The following is a 13201-nucleotide window of genomic DNA, read 5'->3' on the forward strand; positions in this document are numbered from 1 at the left end:
TCGGTGAGACTGGCTGCCGTGTGCGGCTCTAAAGTCTCCCCCGTCAAACGCCACAATTAACCGCGCGACCGATCGCAAGTCGTCTCGGAAGGTCCGGGAGCCGCACGATTGCGGTCGGGCAGTCCGATCGTCCTCGAAAAGCGAAGCACGCATTTCTCAACGCACAAAAAAGGGAGGCCGGCTAAGCCGACCTCCCGATCTTTGTTGTCTTGTGAAAGAACTTACTGGCCGGAACCCGGACCGTAAGTGATCTCCACGCGACGGTTCTGCACTTCGCGGACGCCATCGGCGGTCTGCACGCGGAGGTGCGTCTTGCCGAATGCCTGGGTCGAGATGACCCCGTCCGGGATCGACTTCGACGTCAGATACGCCTTCACCGAGTCCGCGCGACGCTGCGACAGGCCCATGTTGTACTTCGCCGAACCCGAGGTGTCGGTGAAGCCCGCGACCATCACCTGCGCATTGCCGCAGCTCTGGTACTGGGTGACGGCGTTGTCGAGGATCGACGCGGCCTCCGGGGTGATGTCCGACTTGTCCCACTCGAAGAAGACAATGAACGGACCCGGCGAGCACACCACTTCCGGCGGCGGCGGCGGCGGAGGCGGGGGGGGCGGCGGGGGAGGCGGCGGCGGCGGGGGAGGCGGCGGCGGAGCAGCCGGCTCACCGAAGTTGTAGGTCAGGCCGCCCAGGATGCTGTGCGACCGGAACCGACCGTCATACGCCGAACCCGCGATGTCCGTCAGCTTGACCTTGTCCGCGTTGAAGAAGCGATACTTCAGCGAGACGTCGACATGGTCGGTCAGCGGCGCGCGGATACCCGCGATCGCCTGCCACGCGAAGACCGTGTCGGAATCGTCGAGCGTCGAGCCACCGCTGTTCAGGTCGATCCGGTTCTTGACGCGCGCCACACCGGCACCGCCACCGAGGAAGCCCTGAAGGCCATCGTCCGGACCGAAGTCCAGCAAGCCGTTGAGCATGAAGCTCAGCGCCGACGAACGGCCGCCCGCGTAACCGTAGGTGCCAGCCGGCACATAACCGCCGTTGACCGGCGTCAGCGCGGAATTCTGGTAGCTGTCGACCGTCGCGGTGCGATAACCGACTTCGGCTTCGAGGCGGAAGCCACCGAAGTCGTAACCGATCACACCGTCCGAATCCCAGCCATAGTCATGGTTGACGGTCGAGGTGCCCGACAAGCCAGAAGTGGCGCTGGCGATGTTGAAATTGATGTCCTCGACAATCATTGCGCCGAAATCGGCGCCCACATACCACGCCTTGTCACGCGCAAGCGCCGGCGAGGCAAGTGCGGTGGAGGCAAGTGCCACTACAACGGCAAGCTTCCGCATCATAATCCCCTTTCCATGGTGTCACTACGGACAACGCAAACTCACTATCGAAAGGAAGGTTTCCGCGCAAGCGCGCAAAAACAATGAATTGTTGCATAAAGGCAACAACTCTTCATGCAATTAATCCGTGATTGCGCAACGCGCCCAGTATCGTGCTGATCGCACCTCGCGCCTCGGCGTCCACGCTGGCGCCACCTGACGGATCGGGGATGGCGCTTCCCCGCGACCCAAGCACCTGCACGCCGCCGATCAGCACCCGCTCCGCACGGATTTCGCCGAGCCGCCACGCGCCGGCCTCGTAGTGCGCGGGCATGCCGCCCGCGATGCTCCATGCGGTCATCCCCGGCGTGGGCGAGACGAAACGCCAGCCGCCCGGCGTCCAACCGGCCAGCGCGCCGGCGTGACCAGCCCACGCACCCTCGGGCGCGGCGCCGACGATCCAGCATTCGCCGGGAGAGGGATCGGATGGCGGGACATCCCGTCCCGTCTCCAGCACCGCCGCCTGCGTCGCGATATCGAGCAGCGCCAGCGCTTCGTTGTGATCGGTTTCCTTCTGCGCCTGCCCCGGCTGCAACAGCGGCAGCGCAAGGCGCGGCGATCGTTCGTCGCTCATTTTACGTCCTCCATGTCAGTACGTCCTCCATGTCAGAAAGTGATCGCGGCGGTTGGCGAGGCCCCGTTGGTGCCGATCTGCGCCACCTCCACCGTCACAGGGCCGGCGGCCCGCTCGGTCGCCGAGATGGAAAGCATGGCAGTGTCGACGATCGCGACTCTTGCCGGCAGCGCCGCAGGCGTCACCGTCACACGATATTGCTCGCGCTCCTCGCCCAGCGGCGTGTCGGCGCCGTCGCGCCAACGCCAGTCACCGCGACCGCGCCGCCGCCATCGTACCAGCGCGCTGCCGTCGCCCTGCACCGCCACCTCCAGTCGAACCGGCGCGGGCGGCAGGATCGACGCCCCTGTCAGCATCGCCACGACCTCCGCCGTATCGCCTACCGCATCCGCCGCGACTTGCACCGCCTGCCCCGGCGACGCGCCGAGCGACACCGCCGTCACCGTCTCCGGCTCGATCAGCACGAAGCGCGCGCCGGCCTCATGCGCCACAGCGACCGTCCCGCGCCGGCCACGCGACAGGTCGCGCAACCGCCACCGACATGGAGCGAGCTGCTCCGCCGCCGCGAATTGCACCAGTTCGTCGCCGACCAGCGCCAGGTTCGCCCCGCGATCGACCGCCCCTGCATCGGCACCGGACAGCACCATCCCGTCATGCGCCAGATCGACGAGGATCTCGCCGCGCCGATCGAGCAGCGTCACCGGCCCCGCCGGCAAGGCATCGGCCAGCGCCCCGAGCGTCGCCGGCAACGCCGTCCCGCCGATCGCCGTCCAGCTCGCCCCGTCGTCGAGGCTGTAGCGCAGCGCGGCGCGCCGCCATCCCGCGCCCGTTCCCGCCGCCGCGACCAGCAGGCGCGGCTCGCCGAGCAGCGCCTCGTCGAGCGCCGGCAGCTCGAAGGCATGGAGGATCGTCGTCCCCGCCACCGCGTCGGGCGCGCCGAGCGAGCGCCCCGGCGAGGCGGAAGCGGGCAGGGTCGCGGCGCGCTCCGCCACCAGTTCCAGCGTCGTCGCCATCCCTTCCAGCGTCGCGGTGGCGACCCGCCACCGGCCCGTCTCTCCCGCGATCGCCACCCGGTCGCCCGGCCCGATCGCCAGCGCGGTCACGTCACCCTTCACCCTCCGGCCGACCCGCTCCGTCTCGGCGCGGGCGAGCATCGCGGTGGCGACCGCCTTGGCCGCGCCCGCGCCCAGCGCGGCGGGGGCATCGACCGTCTCCCGCCGCTCCCCCGCGCCGGGCCGCGCCGCGCGCTGCACGCCGGTCTGATAGTCGCGCGCCGGATCGTAATACGCGACCGAGATCGCCTGCGGCACCGTCTCGATCGGGCGGATCGAGCGGTCGCGCTTCACGCCGTCATCCTCGATCGTCAGCAGCGGCCCCATCCCCGCGCCGCGCATCTCGATCGCGTCGCCGACCGGCGCGAAGCGGCAGCCGCCGATCCGCCCCAGCGCATCGATCACCGCCCGCGTCGTGTCGCCATAGGCCGAGAAGCCATCGAGCGCCGTCGCCGCGCCCGCATCGCGCACGATGCCGCCGCTGGCCGCTTGCGCCACCGCGCCGATCGCGACCGGCCCGGCATCGGCGGTCACCTCGAAGGTGAGCGAGGGGATACGGTTGCCGAAATCCTCCAGCGCCAGATCCTCGAACACCGCATAAGCGATGCCACGATGCGCCGGGGTCGCGGCGCTGCCCTCGGCGCTGGCGATCAGCGGATCGGGCGGCTGGTCCTCGCCGCCCAGGTGCAGACGGAAGGTCGTCGCGCTCTTCCAGTCGCCCGCCGCGCCGCGCAGGAGCTTGCCGTCCGCCCAGATGCGCCCGACGCCGAGGATCGGCCGCGCCGACAGCGCCACCGCGAACGAGGCGGTATAGCTATAGGTGGTGACGCTCGGCCGCCCCTTGCCCCCGCCGCTACGCGCGCGATGCTCGATCAGGTCGGTCGCCCAGATCACCGATCCCGCAACGCGCATCGTGCCGAACAATTTCGGAATCTGCGTGCCGTAGCTCGATGTCTGCACCGAAAGCTCGGTGAGGCGCGGGCCTTCGCGCCCCTTCGGCTTGAACAATATGTTCTGGTCGACCGTCTGCCCGATCATCGCCCCGATCGCCCCACCGATCGGGCCGCCGATCGCCGTGCCCACCGCCGTCAGCACCAAAGTCGCCATCATCTTCTCCCTGAATCCGCCACGCCGCGATCACCGGCCACGGCGGCGCGCCCGGCCGCTCGACCACGCGGCGCAATCCCGCATCGGCATGGACGAAGCCGTCATCGGTCACGATCGCGAGGTGCAGCCCGCCGGCCGCCCGGCACAGCAGCAGGTCGCCCGGCGCGTCGCCCGCGCAAGCGACGAGGCCGCGCAGCATCGCCGGCGCGATCGCCGCCTCGCCCGCCGCCAGCGCGTAGCCCGCCGGGACCTGCCCGCGATAACCGCCCGCCTTCAGCGCGAAGGCCGCGACGCCGACGCAATCCATGCCCAGCGCCGGATCGCGCCCATGCGAGCGGAAGCGCGCCCCGATGGTCGCCCGCGCCGCCGCGACGACACGCTCCGCGCGCGTCATCCGCCGGGATAGCGCGTCAGCAGGTCGATCCCCGGCAGATACGGCTCGCCGCGGAAGTTCGCCGCATTGCCGAACCGCCCCGCACAGGTGGCGATCGTCTTGTCGCACCCCTCGATCACCTCGACCAGCGCGCCCGGCTCGACCGCGAACGGCGGCAGGCTGCGCAACGTCACCGTCATGCCCGACGAGACGGTCACCGCGCTCTCGAACCCGCCGTTCGCACCGCCGAACCAGCGGAGCAGCCCGCCGCCCCAGGCATCGGGCGAAGGCTCCGCGCGATCGAGCGTCAGCATTTCCTCATCCGCCGCGACGACGCGCGCGAAGCGCCGCCGCCCCGCCATCGCCGCGCGGCAGCGCCGGTCGCCCAGCTCCGCGCGGCAATCGGGCGAGGTCGCCTCGGTCGCCGGCCGGTCGAGCGCCGCCGCCGCGCCGCGCAGCTCGGCGGTGAAGCCGTGGTCGGCGAGGTCCACCGCGCCGATCGTCCCCTCGCCCAGCGCCACCGACGCGCCGCCATCGGCCCAGTCGGTCGCGAAGATCGCCACGCGCGCGCCGTCCCACCGCCCCGCGATCAGGTCGCGCCCAGTGATCGCCGTGCTGGACAGCGCGCCCTTCGCATCCATTGTCGAGGGGTCCAGCCCGTCGCCGCGCACGATCGCCGAGGGCGTCATCCCCGGCGCGGCGCGATAGACCATGCCGTCGATCTCCAGGTCACGGTCATGATCGGTCAGCCCGATCGCCACGCCGTCGCGCCGCTCGACGCGCCAGCAGAGCGCGAGATGCGTCACCCGATCCATCTCACGCCTCCCTGATCTCGACCAGCGGAACGGACGGCGCCGCCCCGGCAAGGAAGGTCGCGCGGGTCACGGTCAGCCGGTCCTCGCCGAAGCGCACCGGTACGTCGAACGCGAACGACGCGGTGACGGCCGCCCCCGCTTCCGGCGCAGCGTCCAGCACCACCATTCCACCTTCTTCCAGCGAGAAAGCGGCGGTCGCCACGCCGTCCACCTTCACCGATACGCTCCCCGCCACCGGCCGCGTGATCCGCCGCGTCGCCGCGCCATAATGCTTCATCAGCGCGAAGCGGCGGGCGATGCCGTCGCCCGTCCCGATCGCCTCGTCCGCCGCCGCCGCATCGAACGGATCGCGCAGGCGGAAGCCGCGTGCCGGCCCGCTCCGCGCGCGGAAGAAATCGAGCAAGGCGCGGATATCCGCCTCGCTCCTCACCCCCGGCCCGACATCATAGCGGGTGCGCGCTTCCTCCCACGCGACGTTGCGCGTCTCGCGACCGCCCGCGCTGGTGACGATCGTGGTGGAGAATTCCGGCGCCACCTCCGCCTCGCGGCCCAGCGCGAGCGGGAACAGCACGTCATCGAACGCGGTCACATCCTCCTCCTCATCCCAATGCACCAGCCCGTCGCGCATCACCTGCGGCAAGGCCCAGAAGTAAGCGCGGCGCACCCCCCGCCGCCGTGCGGTCTCCGCCGCCGCGTCGATCAGCCGCCATTGCGCGGCATCCTCCGCATCCAGCACGAAGCCGGCGAGATATTCCTGCCGCTCCGCCGGATAGCCGAGCCGCTCCCCCGCCGCCCGCGCGCCATCACGCGACGAAGCGGTGTCGCCTGCCGTCACCCAGTCGTAATCCTCGAGCTGGAGCACATCGAACGCCGGGGAAGCCCAGCCGAGCGGCAGGTTCGCCCGCTTCGCCTCCGGCGCGCCCGCATCGAGCACCGTCGGCAGATAGGCGAGCAGATACGTCTCGCACCCCGCCGCCACCTCGCGCACCGCCGCCACTAGCGCCGCCGTCGACGCCGCCAGCGCCGCCCCCGCCGCATCGAGCGTCGTGATCTCCGGCGCGCTCCTGCCGCCCCGGATCGAGGCGATCGGCGCCGGCGCGAAGGCCGCGACGGCGCTCGCGTCATAGAGGCACGGCCGCCCGTCCGGCATGATCCACCACCACGGCTCGCCGACCTGGAACTTCGCCTCCAGCCCCGCCGCGACGCCGATCGCCACGAACGCCTTCGCCACCGCCCGGAGATACGCCATCGCCCCTTCATGCGTCGGCGACAGCAAGGTGGAGGGCGGCGACCAGCCGGCCAGCGCGGGGGCGCCGTCCGCCGCGCGCTGCTTCCATTCCTCCGGGCAATGCGCGTCGAGCAGCTCATAGCTCAGCGACCAGACGATCTCATAGCCAAGCTCCCGCGCCCGCGCCGCGAAATCGCGATGCCACGCCGCGCAGGGGGCATTGAGCACCCCGCCGCCGAGGCTCACCTTCCCGGCATCGAGCCGGAAATAATGGCTCATCCCGACATAATGGACGATCCGCCCGCGATAGCCGAGATGCAGCGCATTCCGCAGCAGCCGCGCCGGCGTCAGGTTATAGCTGTCGTCATAGCCGCCCGCGACGCCGACGCCGTGTTCCGGCACGATAACCTCGCCGATCGCGATCACCGCGCCCGGCCCGTCGCAGCGGATCGCGCTCATCTCCGCCCAGCCCTCGCCCGGCGCGGCGAGCGGCGCGTCGGTCGCGCTGTAATCCGGCGGCACCAGCGAGACGAACATCCGGTCGATGTCCCCCGCCCACACCGGGTCCGCCTCCTCCGGCAGCGACCAGCCGCCGGTCACGCTCGCGAAATCGATCGAGACCAGCGCATCCTCCGGCGAGCCGGTCGCGTAATTCCACAGCCTGACGTACCACGACCGCGCCGCGCCCGAAGCGTCGCGCCCCTCGATCGTCAGCACCGGGCCGTTGATCGCGTCCAGCGCCCGCACCCGGCCGGAGTGCCAGCGGAACGACAGCCGGCAGTCGCGGAAATCGCGCGCCGTCTCATATTTCAGCAGCGGGTGGTCATGGCGATCCTCCGCCTCCCAGATCAGCCCGGCGAGATCGTCCTGGCGATAGAAAGCGCAATCCACCCGCAGCGCGTCCGGTGCGGTGGTCGTCACCGCCGCCATCATCGGGCGTGGGAAGTTCACCGTCCAGAAACGCGGGTCGAAGCGCGAGATCGTCCCCGCCGCCTGATGCCGCCGCGCGGCGCACAGCCAATGCCCCATCAGTCGCTCGCCCCCTCAAGCGCGGCGCGCACCGCGCGCGCCACCTGCCGGCTCGATTTCGCGAGCGCGCCCGGCGCGGCGTCGGCGGCGGCGTTGATCGTGATCGCCACCCGCACGTCGCGCCCGCCGCCCGCCGCCACCGGCGCGATCGAGCCGCTCGCGGTCGGCACGAACAGTTCCGGCCCGCGCTCGCCGACCCAATAGGGCCGCGAAGGCGACACCGGCCCGCCGGTCGCCCGCCCCGGCAGGCCGAGGACGCCCGCGATCCCGCCCGCGAGATCCAGCCCGCCGCCGGTGATCCGCTCGATCCCCGCCCGCAGCGCCGAGGCCGCGATCTCCGCCATCACCGAGAGCGCGACCTTCTTCAGATCCTCGAAGCCGAGCTTGCCGTTGCGCACCGCGCGCAGCAAAGTGTTCTCGATCGCCCGCCCCGCGCGGTCCGCGCCGTTCGCCAGCGGGCCTTCCAGCTCGCCGCGCATCGCGCCCACGTCGCGCGCGAAACCGGCGGTGTCGGCGCGGACGCTCACCACCAGCCGTTCGATTTCCTCATCCATCGGGAAACATCTCCCTCAATCGCGCGATCGCCGCCGCGTCGGGCGGCGCGCCATCCGCGCTGTCACCCGCCGCCGCGCGCACCAGTGCGCCAAGCTCCGCCGGGGTCGCGCGCCAGAAGACGTCCGGCGACCAGCCGAACGCCACCCCCGCCAGCCCGGCGAGCCGGGCGGCGCTCTCAGCGAAATTCACCGTCCGCCGAGAATCTGCCCGAGCAGCGCCTTGAGCGCGGGCGTCGTCGCCGCCAGCCCGCCGGCCGCGACCCCCTCGCCCAGCGCGTCGCGGGTCAGCCCCTCGGGCCGCTCGCGCAGGCAGTGCCAGAACAGCGCCACCATCTCGCCCAGCGCCAGCCCGCCCGACGCCGCCCGCTCGACCAGCGCGAACAGCGGCCCCAGTTCCTGCTCCGCCGCCACCAGCGCCGCGAACGTCGGCCGCAGCACGAGCATCTCGCCCGCGACGCGGATCGCCGCCTCGCCGCGCGCCGGATTCGCCGCGCTCATGCCGCCACCACCGCGCCGGAGCTTTCCAGCGCCAGCGTGTACGAACGCTCGCCGTTGAAATCCCCGGCATATTCCAGCTTGGTGACGAGGAACCGCCCGGTCATCGTCTCCCCGCCCTCGAAGGTCAGGCGGTAATCGTCGATCACCCCGGCAAGCGCATTGGCCTTCACCCGCGCCTCCGCCGCCGATCCGGTGAACACCCCCGCCGCCGAGACGCTGACGCTGCGCACCCCCGCGCCGGACAGCAATTCGCGCCACCCGCCCGAATCCTTGCTGGTGATCGCCACCGCCTCGCCGCTGACGCTCATCTGCGTCGTGCGCATCCCCGCCACCGTCTGCCACGCGACCGGGCTGCCCCCGTCGCCCACCTTGAGCAGGAACGCGCTCCCTTTCTCCACCGCCATCGTCAATTCTCCCGATAGATCCGCGCGACGAACTCGCTCGTCGCCACCCAGCGCTCGCCCGAGGCGCGCGCGATGCGGCTGCGCGCCAGCCGCGCCGAGACGAGCCGCCAGCCCGCGCCGAGATCGGCCGGCATCGCCTCCACCGCATCCTCGATCGCGCCGGCCAGCGCGCGCAGCCGCGCCGGCCGCTCCCCGCCGTCGTAGGCGGAGACGGTGATGCGCCCCTCGCGCCCGCGCCAGTCCTTCGCGCTCCAGTCGACCAGCAGCACCGGCTCGACCACGACATGCGGCAGCGCCGAGCGGACCGGCGGCGCATCGAACACCGCCACCTCGCCCAGCGCCGCGCGCAACGCGGCGATCGCCGCCGCCTGCGTCACCTCCTGCGCGCTCATCGCACCAGCCCTCCCGGCCAGCGCAGCCGCGAGAGCGCGCCGCGCGCGACGATCATCACCGCGTTGCCGTCGCGCGACACCCGCGCATCGGGAAGCGCCTCGCGCACCGCCGCCGCCAGCCGCCCCGCGACCTGCGAGGCGCGCGCCGCCCCGATCCGCGCCGCGATTGCCTCGCCGCGCGTCATGCCCGCCGCTCCGCCGACAGCCGCAGCCGGCGATACGGCCGCCACAGCGCCGCCACCGCCGCCGGCGGCTGGCCCGCCCGCCCGCGATCCTCGAACAGATGCGCGACCAGCGCGACCACGCCCTGCGCCAATGGCGCGGGCAGGCTCGCCCAGTCGCCGGCCAGCCCGGCGGTGTAGCTCACCGCCACGCGCCCGGCGCTGCCCGGCTGCATCACGCGCACCCAGCCGCGCCCGCCGCCGTCGATATCGATCGCATAGCCCTCGGCCGGCAGCACGAAGGGCGCGCCCTCCGCCGGCAGGCCGGTGATCCCGGCGATCGCGCTCACCGGCGCTTCCGCCAGCATCCGCCATTCGGCCGACGCCGGCAGCACATCCTCCACCGTGCGGCGGATCAGCAAGGTGCCGGTGAACGCCTCGCCGAGCAGCAGCGCGCTCGCCGCGAGCCGCTCCAGCAGCGCCTGTTCCCCCCCGCCCGGATCGCGCAGGAAATCCCGCGCCTCCGCCACCGCCGCATCGATCGCGGCGGCGGGGATCGGGGCGGCGCTCATCGGCCGCCCCGGCGCGCGGCGCCGGTCGTCATTGTCGTCATATCTTTTCTCCGTCGCCGGCAGGTTATGGCCCGGCCGTCGGACGGAGGCGCGTTGCGCCCCCGCCACTGCGGCCCCATCGAAATATTACTTCGATGGGAAGCCGCCCGGCCGCGCCGCGTCCTCGATCTGCTTGCGCGAATCGAGGCTCAGCTCGCCGCGAACTTCATCAGCTTGATCGCCTCGCTGTTCGAGACGCACCCGCCGATCCGCTTCGTCGCATAGAAGCCGACGAACGGCTTGTTGCTGTACGGATCGCGCAGGATCGCCGTCTCGCTGCGCTCCGCGATCAGATAGCCGGCGCGGAAATTGCCGAAGGCGATCGACAGCGAGTTGGCGGCGATATCCGGCATGTCCTCCGCCTCGATCACCGGGTAACCGAGCAAGGTCGCCGGCTGGCCCTCCGCCAGCCCCGGCTGCCAGATGAACGCGCCGTCGCTGGTCTTGAACTTGCGGATGCGCGCCAGCGTGGCGGCGTTCATCACGAAGGCCGCGCCTTGACGGTACGGGGCGCGCAGGCTCTGCACCAGGTCGATCAGCCGCTCCTGCGGGTTGGCCGAGAAATCGCCCGCCGCGCCGGCCGGCACATATTGCAGCGTGCCGAACGCGCGTGCCGCATCCGTCGTGGCGGCGGTCGGCGACTGCAGGAAGCCCTTGGGCCGGTTGGTCCCGTTGCCGTTGACGAAGGCCGCGCCTTCCGCCTTGGCGAACTCCGCCGCAATTTCCCCGGCGAGCCATTCCTCGACATCGAAATGCGCGTCGTCCAGCATCGCCTGCGTCGCGCTGGGATTGGCGTAGAGCTCGCCCATCGCCGGCGCGATCTCCACGAAGGTCGGCGTCGCCGTCTCGGCCCGCGCGCCATTCTCCGCCGACCAGCCCGAGGGCGTGCCGCCGGTCGTGACCAGCTTGCGATAGCCCGCCGACCCCACCTTCACCACATTGGCGATCGCGCGGATCGGCGAGGCCGCCTTCAGCGTCGCGTCGATCACCGCATCGATCTCCCGCGGCACGGCATAGCCGCCGCTGTCGCCGGAGACGCCGCTGAACGCCTTCATCTCCAGCGTCGCGCCGCTGCGGACATAGCCGGCGAACGCGCGGCTCCCCACCTTCGCCGCCGCGCCTTCGAGCACCGGACGCGCCATCACCATCTCACCCATGCACACCTCCACGTTCCGGCCGCGCGAACGCGCCCGGTGAAAGGATCGGGGACCGTCCCCGATCTCAATTGTCCGAAATCGTCTCCACCCGCGCGAGCGCCTGCGCCGGCTGCGCGACGAGGCTCACCTCGACCAGCTCGGCCGCGAGGATCTCGCGCCACGCGCCCTGCCGCGTCCTGACCGGGCGGTATCCCACCGACAGGCCGGGGAGCGCCCCGCCGCGCACCAGCCGCGCCGCCGCCGCATCGTCCACCGTCGCCGCGATCCACAGCCCGCGCGCATCCTCGCCGATCGCCTCGATCGTGCCGACCGGCGCCCCGCGATGCTGCATCAGCAGCGGCACCGCGACGGGCGCGCCGAAAGCGCCGCGCCGGATCACGTCGCCCGCGCGGTCCACCCGGTCATAGACGGCGGCATGGCCCCGGATGCGCGTCACCGCACCCACTGGCCGAACCCCAGTTTCACCGCGAGCGCCGCCAGCAGCGCCGCCGCGATCCACCCCGCCAGCGCCTTCCACGCGCTGCGCTTCGCATCGCGCCACGCCGTCAGCAGCGCGCGCAGCTCCGCCACGTCGCGCACCGCCTCGTCGTCCGCGAGACCGAGCCGGGTCAGCGCCCGCGTCGCGGCCAGCTCGCCCGCTTCTTCCGCGATCGCGCGCAGCGTCGCGAGGTCCGCGCCGCCCGCCGACCCTTGCGCGATCAGTTGCGCCAGGATGCCCGCGCTCATTGCGACCACCCGACCATCTGGCGCTTCTCCTCGTCGGTGATGAAGTCCGCCGCCGAGACCATCCGCCACAGCCGCTCGCGATCCTCGACCAGCGCCGGCACGCGATCGAGGTCGATCTCCACCCGCCCGTCCGGGAACCACCGCGCCAGCCCGGCGACCAATGCGCCGAGCACCGCGTCCGCCATCGGCAGCACGGAGAGCCGCCAGAGCGCGCGATTGGCCTCCTTGTAATTGGCATAGGTCGCATCGCCCGGCAGCCCGAGCAGCATCGGCGGCACACCGAACGCCATCGCGATCTCGCGCGCCGCCGCCGCCTTCAACCCGACGAAATCCATGTCGGCGGGCGAGAGGCTCAGCGCCTGCCACTTCAGCCCGCCCTCCAGCAGCATCGGCCGCCCGGCGTTGCCCGCGCCGGCGAAGCCCGCCTCCATCTCCTCCTTCAGCCGGCGGAACTGCTCCGCCGACATCGCCGAGCCGTCGCCGGGATCATAGACCAGCGCGCCGGACGGCCGCGCCGCATTGTCGAGCAGCGCCTTGTTCCACGCCGTCGCCGCATTGTGGATCGCGATCGCCCCGGAAGCCGCGCCGAGGCAGCCCAGCCCGTAATGATCGTCCACCGGATTGAAGCCACGGATATGGATCACCTCCTCGTCGGTCAGCCGCGTTGCCCGCCCGCCGACGCGATAGGCATAGCCCGCCGGCCACCCGCCCGCGTCCAGCTCGACGGAAACCCGCTCCGGCCGCAGCGGATAAAGCTCCGCCACCCCGCCGTCCGCGTCGCGCAGCACCTGCACGAAGGCATTGCCGTGGAGCAGCAGTTGCGCCGCGACCACCCCGGCCAGCCGCTCCCCCGCGACCCGCGCGGTGACGAGCGCCACCAGTTCCGGCGAACCGTCGAGCGGCGCCCCGCCGACGCTCTCCGCCACCAGCTTCACCGCGCGCTGGGCAATCGCATTGCCGCAATAGCCGGCGCGCACCTGCGCCTCGTAACCCTGCGGCCAGCGCCCCGCCTCGTTGAAATACGCGCCCGCGCGCGACAGGGCCGGACGCGACCCCTCGCGCCCGGCCTTCCAGCCGAACAATTTCATGTCAGTCTCCTATGGGAGAGAAATTCCAGTCTCGCCGATCGGGCGTTACA

At 71.9% G+C, this 13201-nt stretch carries 17 protein-coding genes; 1 reads left to right on the forward strand and 16 read right to left on the reverse strand.

Annotation, left to right across the window (positions count from 1 at the left end):
- Positions 1–221: 221 nt before the first annotated feature.
- The 3 genes from F9288_RS03030 to F9288_RS03040 all read right to left on the reverse strand — a co-directional run bounded on the left by F9288_RS03030 (position 222) and on the right by F9288_RS03040 (position 4118).
- A complete protein-coding gene (locus F9288_RS03030; RefSeq protein WP_174838805.1) occupies positions 222–1343 on the reverse strand; it encodes an OmpA family protein in 1122 nt (373 codons plus the stop codon).
- Positions 1344–1455: 112 nt separating this feature from the next.
- The gene (locus tag F9288_RS03035) at positions 1456–1956 is read right to left on the reverse strand and encodes a DUF2793 domain-containing protein (RefSeq protein WP_174835201.1); all 501 of its coding nucleotides are present in this window, start codon (positions 1954–1956) and stop codon (positions 1456–1458) included.
- A gap of 32 nt (positions 1957–1988) precedes the next feature.
- Positions 1989–4118: a phage tail protein gene (locus F9288_RS03040; protein WP_254621051.1), complete on the reverse strand. Its 2130-nt coding sequence runs from the start codon at positions 4116–4118 to the stop codon at positions 1989–1991.
- Here F9288_RS03040 and F9288_RS22350 point away from each other — a divergent pair.
- Positions 4084–4521, forward strand: coding sequence for a hypothetical protein (locus F9288_RS22350; RefSeq protein ID WP_174835202.1), 438 nt, complete (start codon positions 4084–4086; stop codon positions 4519–4521). The two genes, F9288_RS03040 and F9288_RS22350, sit on opposite strands and share 35 nt — an antisense overlap.
- On the opposite strand, the gene F9288_RS03050 is transcribed toward F9288_RS22350, so the two are convergent.
- The 13 genes from F9288_RS03050 to F9288_RS03110 form a co-directional block, all read right to left on the reverse strand.
- Positions 4506–5303: a DUF2163 domain-containing protein gene (locus F9288_RS03050; protein ID WP_174835203.1), complete on the reverse strand. Its 798-nt coding sequence runs from the start codon at positions 5301–5303 to the stop codon at positions 4506–4508. The genes F9288_RS22350 and F9288_RS03050 overlap by 16 nt on opposite strands.
- A 1-nt stretch (position 5304) precedes the next feature.
- A complete protein-coding gene (locus tag F9288_RS03055) occupies positions 5305–7560 on the reverse strand; it encodes a DUF2460 domain-containing protein (protein WP_174835204.1) in 2256 nt (751 codons plus the stop codon).
- Positions 7560–8114, reverse strand: coding sequence for a tail tape measure protein (locus tag F9288_RS03060; RefSeq protein ID WP_174835206.1), 555 nt, complete (start codon positions 8112–8114; stop codon positions 7560–7562). Before F9288_RS03060 ends, F9288_RS03055 begins: the two co-directional genes overlap by 1 nt.
- Complete coding sequence (locus tag F9288_RS03065) at positions 8107–8304, reverse strand: phage tail assembly chaperone (protein WP_174835207.1); 198 nt, start codon at positions 8302–8304, stop codon at positions 8107–8109. Before F9288_RS03065 ends, F9288_RS03060 begins: the two co-directional genes overlap by 8 nt.
- Complete coding sequence (locus F9288_RS03070; RefSeq protein ID WP_174835208.1) at positions 8301–8612, reverse strand: gene transfer agent family protein; 312 nt, start codon at positions 8610–8612, stop codon at positions 8301–8303. The genes F9288_RS03065 and F9288_RS03070 overlap by 4 nt, the downstream gene beginning before the upstream one ends.
- A complete protein-coding gene (locus F9288_RS03075) occupies positions 8609–9016 on the reverse strand; it encodes a phage major tail protein, TP901-1 family (RefSeq protein ID WP_174835209.1) in 408 nt (135 codons plus the stop codon). Before F9288_RS03075 ends, F9288_RS03070 begins: the two co-directional genes overlap by 4 nt.
- A gap of 2 nt (positions 9017–9018) precedes the next feature.
- A complete protein-coding gene (locus tag F9288_RS03080) occupies positions 9019–9408 on the reverse strand; it encodes a DUF3168 domain-containing protein (protein WP_174835210.1) in 390 nt (129 codons plus the stop codon).
- Complete coding sequence (locus tag F9288_RS03085; protein ID WP_174835211.1) at positions 9405–9593, reverse strand: hypothetical protein; 189 nt, start codon at positions 9591–9593, stop codon at positions 9405–9407. Before F9288_RS03085 ends, F9288_RS03080 begins: the two co-directional genes overlap by 4 nt.
- On the reverse strand, positions 9590–10141 hold the full coding sequence (locus F9288_RS03090; RefSeq protein ID WP_174835212.1) for a hypothetical protein: 552 nt from the start codon (positions 10139–10141) through the stop codon (positions 9590–9592). The genes F9288_RS03085 and F9288_RS03090 overlap by 4 nt, the downstream gene beginning before the upstream one ends.
- A gap of 188 nt (positions 10142–10329) precedes the next feature.
- The gene (locus tag F9288_RS03095; protein ID WP_254621175.1) at positions 10330–11322 is read right to left on the reverse strand and encodes a phage major capsid protein; all 993 of its coding nucleotides are present in this window, start codon (positions 11320–11322) and stop codon (positions 10330–10332) included.
- Positions 11323–11401: 79 nt separating this feature from the next.
- Entirely contained in the window at positions 11402–11773 is a 372-nt protein-coding gene (locus F9288_RS03100) for an HK97 family phage prohead protease (protein WP_174835215.1), read from the reverse strand.
- Complete coding sequence (locus tag F9288_RS03105) at positions 11770–12063, reverse strand: DUF6127 family protein (protein ID WP_174835216.1); 294 nt, start codon at positions 12061–12063, stop codon at positions 11770–11772. The genes F9288_RS03100 and F9288_RS03105 overlap by 4 nt, the downstream gene beginning before the upstream one ends.
- Positions 12060–13151 (reverse strand): phage portal protein, encoded by a 1092-nt coding sequence (locus F9288_RS03110; protein ID WP_174835217.1) that lies wholly within the window; start codon positions 13149–13151, stop codon positions 12060–12062. Before F9288_RS03110 ends, F9288_RS03105 begins: the two co-directional genes overlap by 4 nt.
- Positions 13152–13201 lie beyond the last annotated feature (50 nt).

This window comes from Sphingomonas sp. CL5.1, assembly GCF_013344685.1.
Lineage (GTDB): Bacteria > Pseudomonadota > Alphaproteobacteria > Sphingomonadales > Sphingomonadaceae > Sphingomonas.

Bases quoted from the DNA above. Each gene is read 5' to 3' on its own strand.
- F9288_RS03105 (WP_174835216.1), bottom strand. From the start codon at position 12,063: ATGAGCGCGGGCATCCTGGCGCAACTGATCGCGCAAGGGTCGGCGGGC.
- F9288_RS03080 (WP_174835210.1), bottom strand. From the start codon at position 9,408: ATGAGCGCGCAGGAGGTGACGCAGGCGGCGGCGATCGCCGCGTTGCGC.
- F9288_RS03030 (WP_174838805.1), bottom strand. From the start codon at position 1,343: ATGCGGAAGCTTGCCGTTGTAGTGGCACTTGCCTCCACCGCACTTGCC.
- F9288_RS03075 (WP_174835209.1), bottom strand. From the start codon at position 9,016: ATGGCGGTGGAGAAAGGGAGCGCGTTCCTGCTCAAGGTGGGCGACGGG.
- F9288_RS03055 (WP_174835204.1), bottom strand. From the start codon at position 7,560: ATGGGGCATTGGCTGTGCGCCGCGCGGCGGCATCAGGCGGCGGGGACG.
- F9288_RS03070 (WP_174835208.1), bottom strand. From the start codon at position 8,612: ATGAGCGCGGCGAATCCGGCGCGCGGCGAGGCGGCGATCCGCGTCGCG.
- F9288_RS03095 (WP_254621175.1), bottom strand. From the start codon at position 11,322: ATGGCGCGTCCGGTGCTCGAAGGCGCGGCGGCGAAGGTGGGGAGCCGC.
- F9288_RS03085 (WP_174835211.1), bottom strand. From the start codon at position 9,593: ATGACGCGCGGCGAGGCAATCGCGGCGCGGATCGGGGCGGCGCGCGCC.
- F9288_RS03050 (WP_174835203.1), bottom strand. From the start codon at position 5,303: ATGGATCGGGTGACGCATCTCGCGCTCTGCTGGCGCGTCGAGCGGCGC.
- F9288_RS03035 (WP_174835201.1), bottom strand. From the start codon at position 1,956: ATGAGCGACGAACGATCGCCGCGCCTTGCGCTGCCGCTGTTGCAGCCG.
- F9288_RS03040 (WP_254621051.1), bottom strand. From the start codon at position 4,118: ATGATGGCGACTTTGGTGCTGACGGCGGTGGGCACGGCGATCGGCGGC.
- F9288_RS03090 (WP_174835212.1), bottom strand. From the start codon at position 10,141: ATGAGCGCCGCCCCGATCCCCGCCGCCGCGATCGATGCGGCGGTGGCG.
- F9288_RS03110 (WP_174835217.1), bottom strand. From the start codon at position 13,151: ATGAAATTGTTCGGCTGGAAGGCCGGGCGCGAGGGGTCGCGTCCGGCC.
- F9288_RS03060 (WP_174835206.1), bottom strand. From the start codon at position 8,114: ATGGATGAGGAAATCGAACGGCTGGTGGTGAGCGTCCGCGCCGACACC.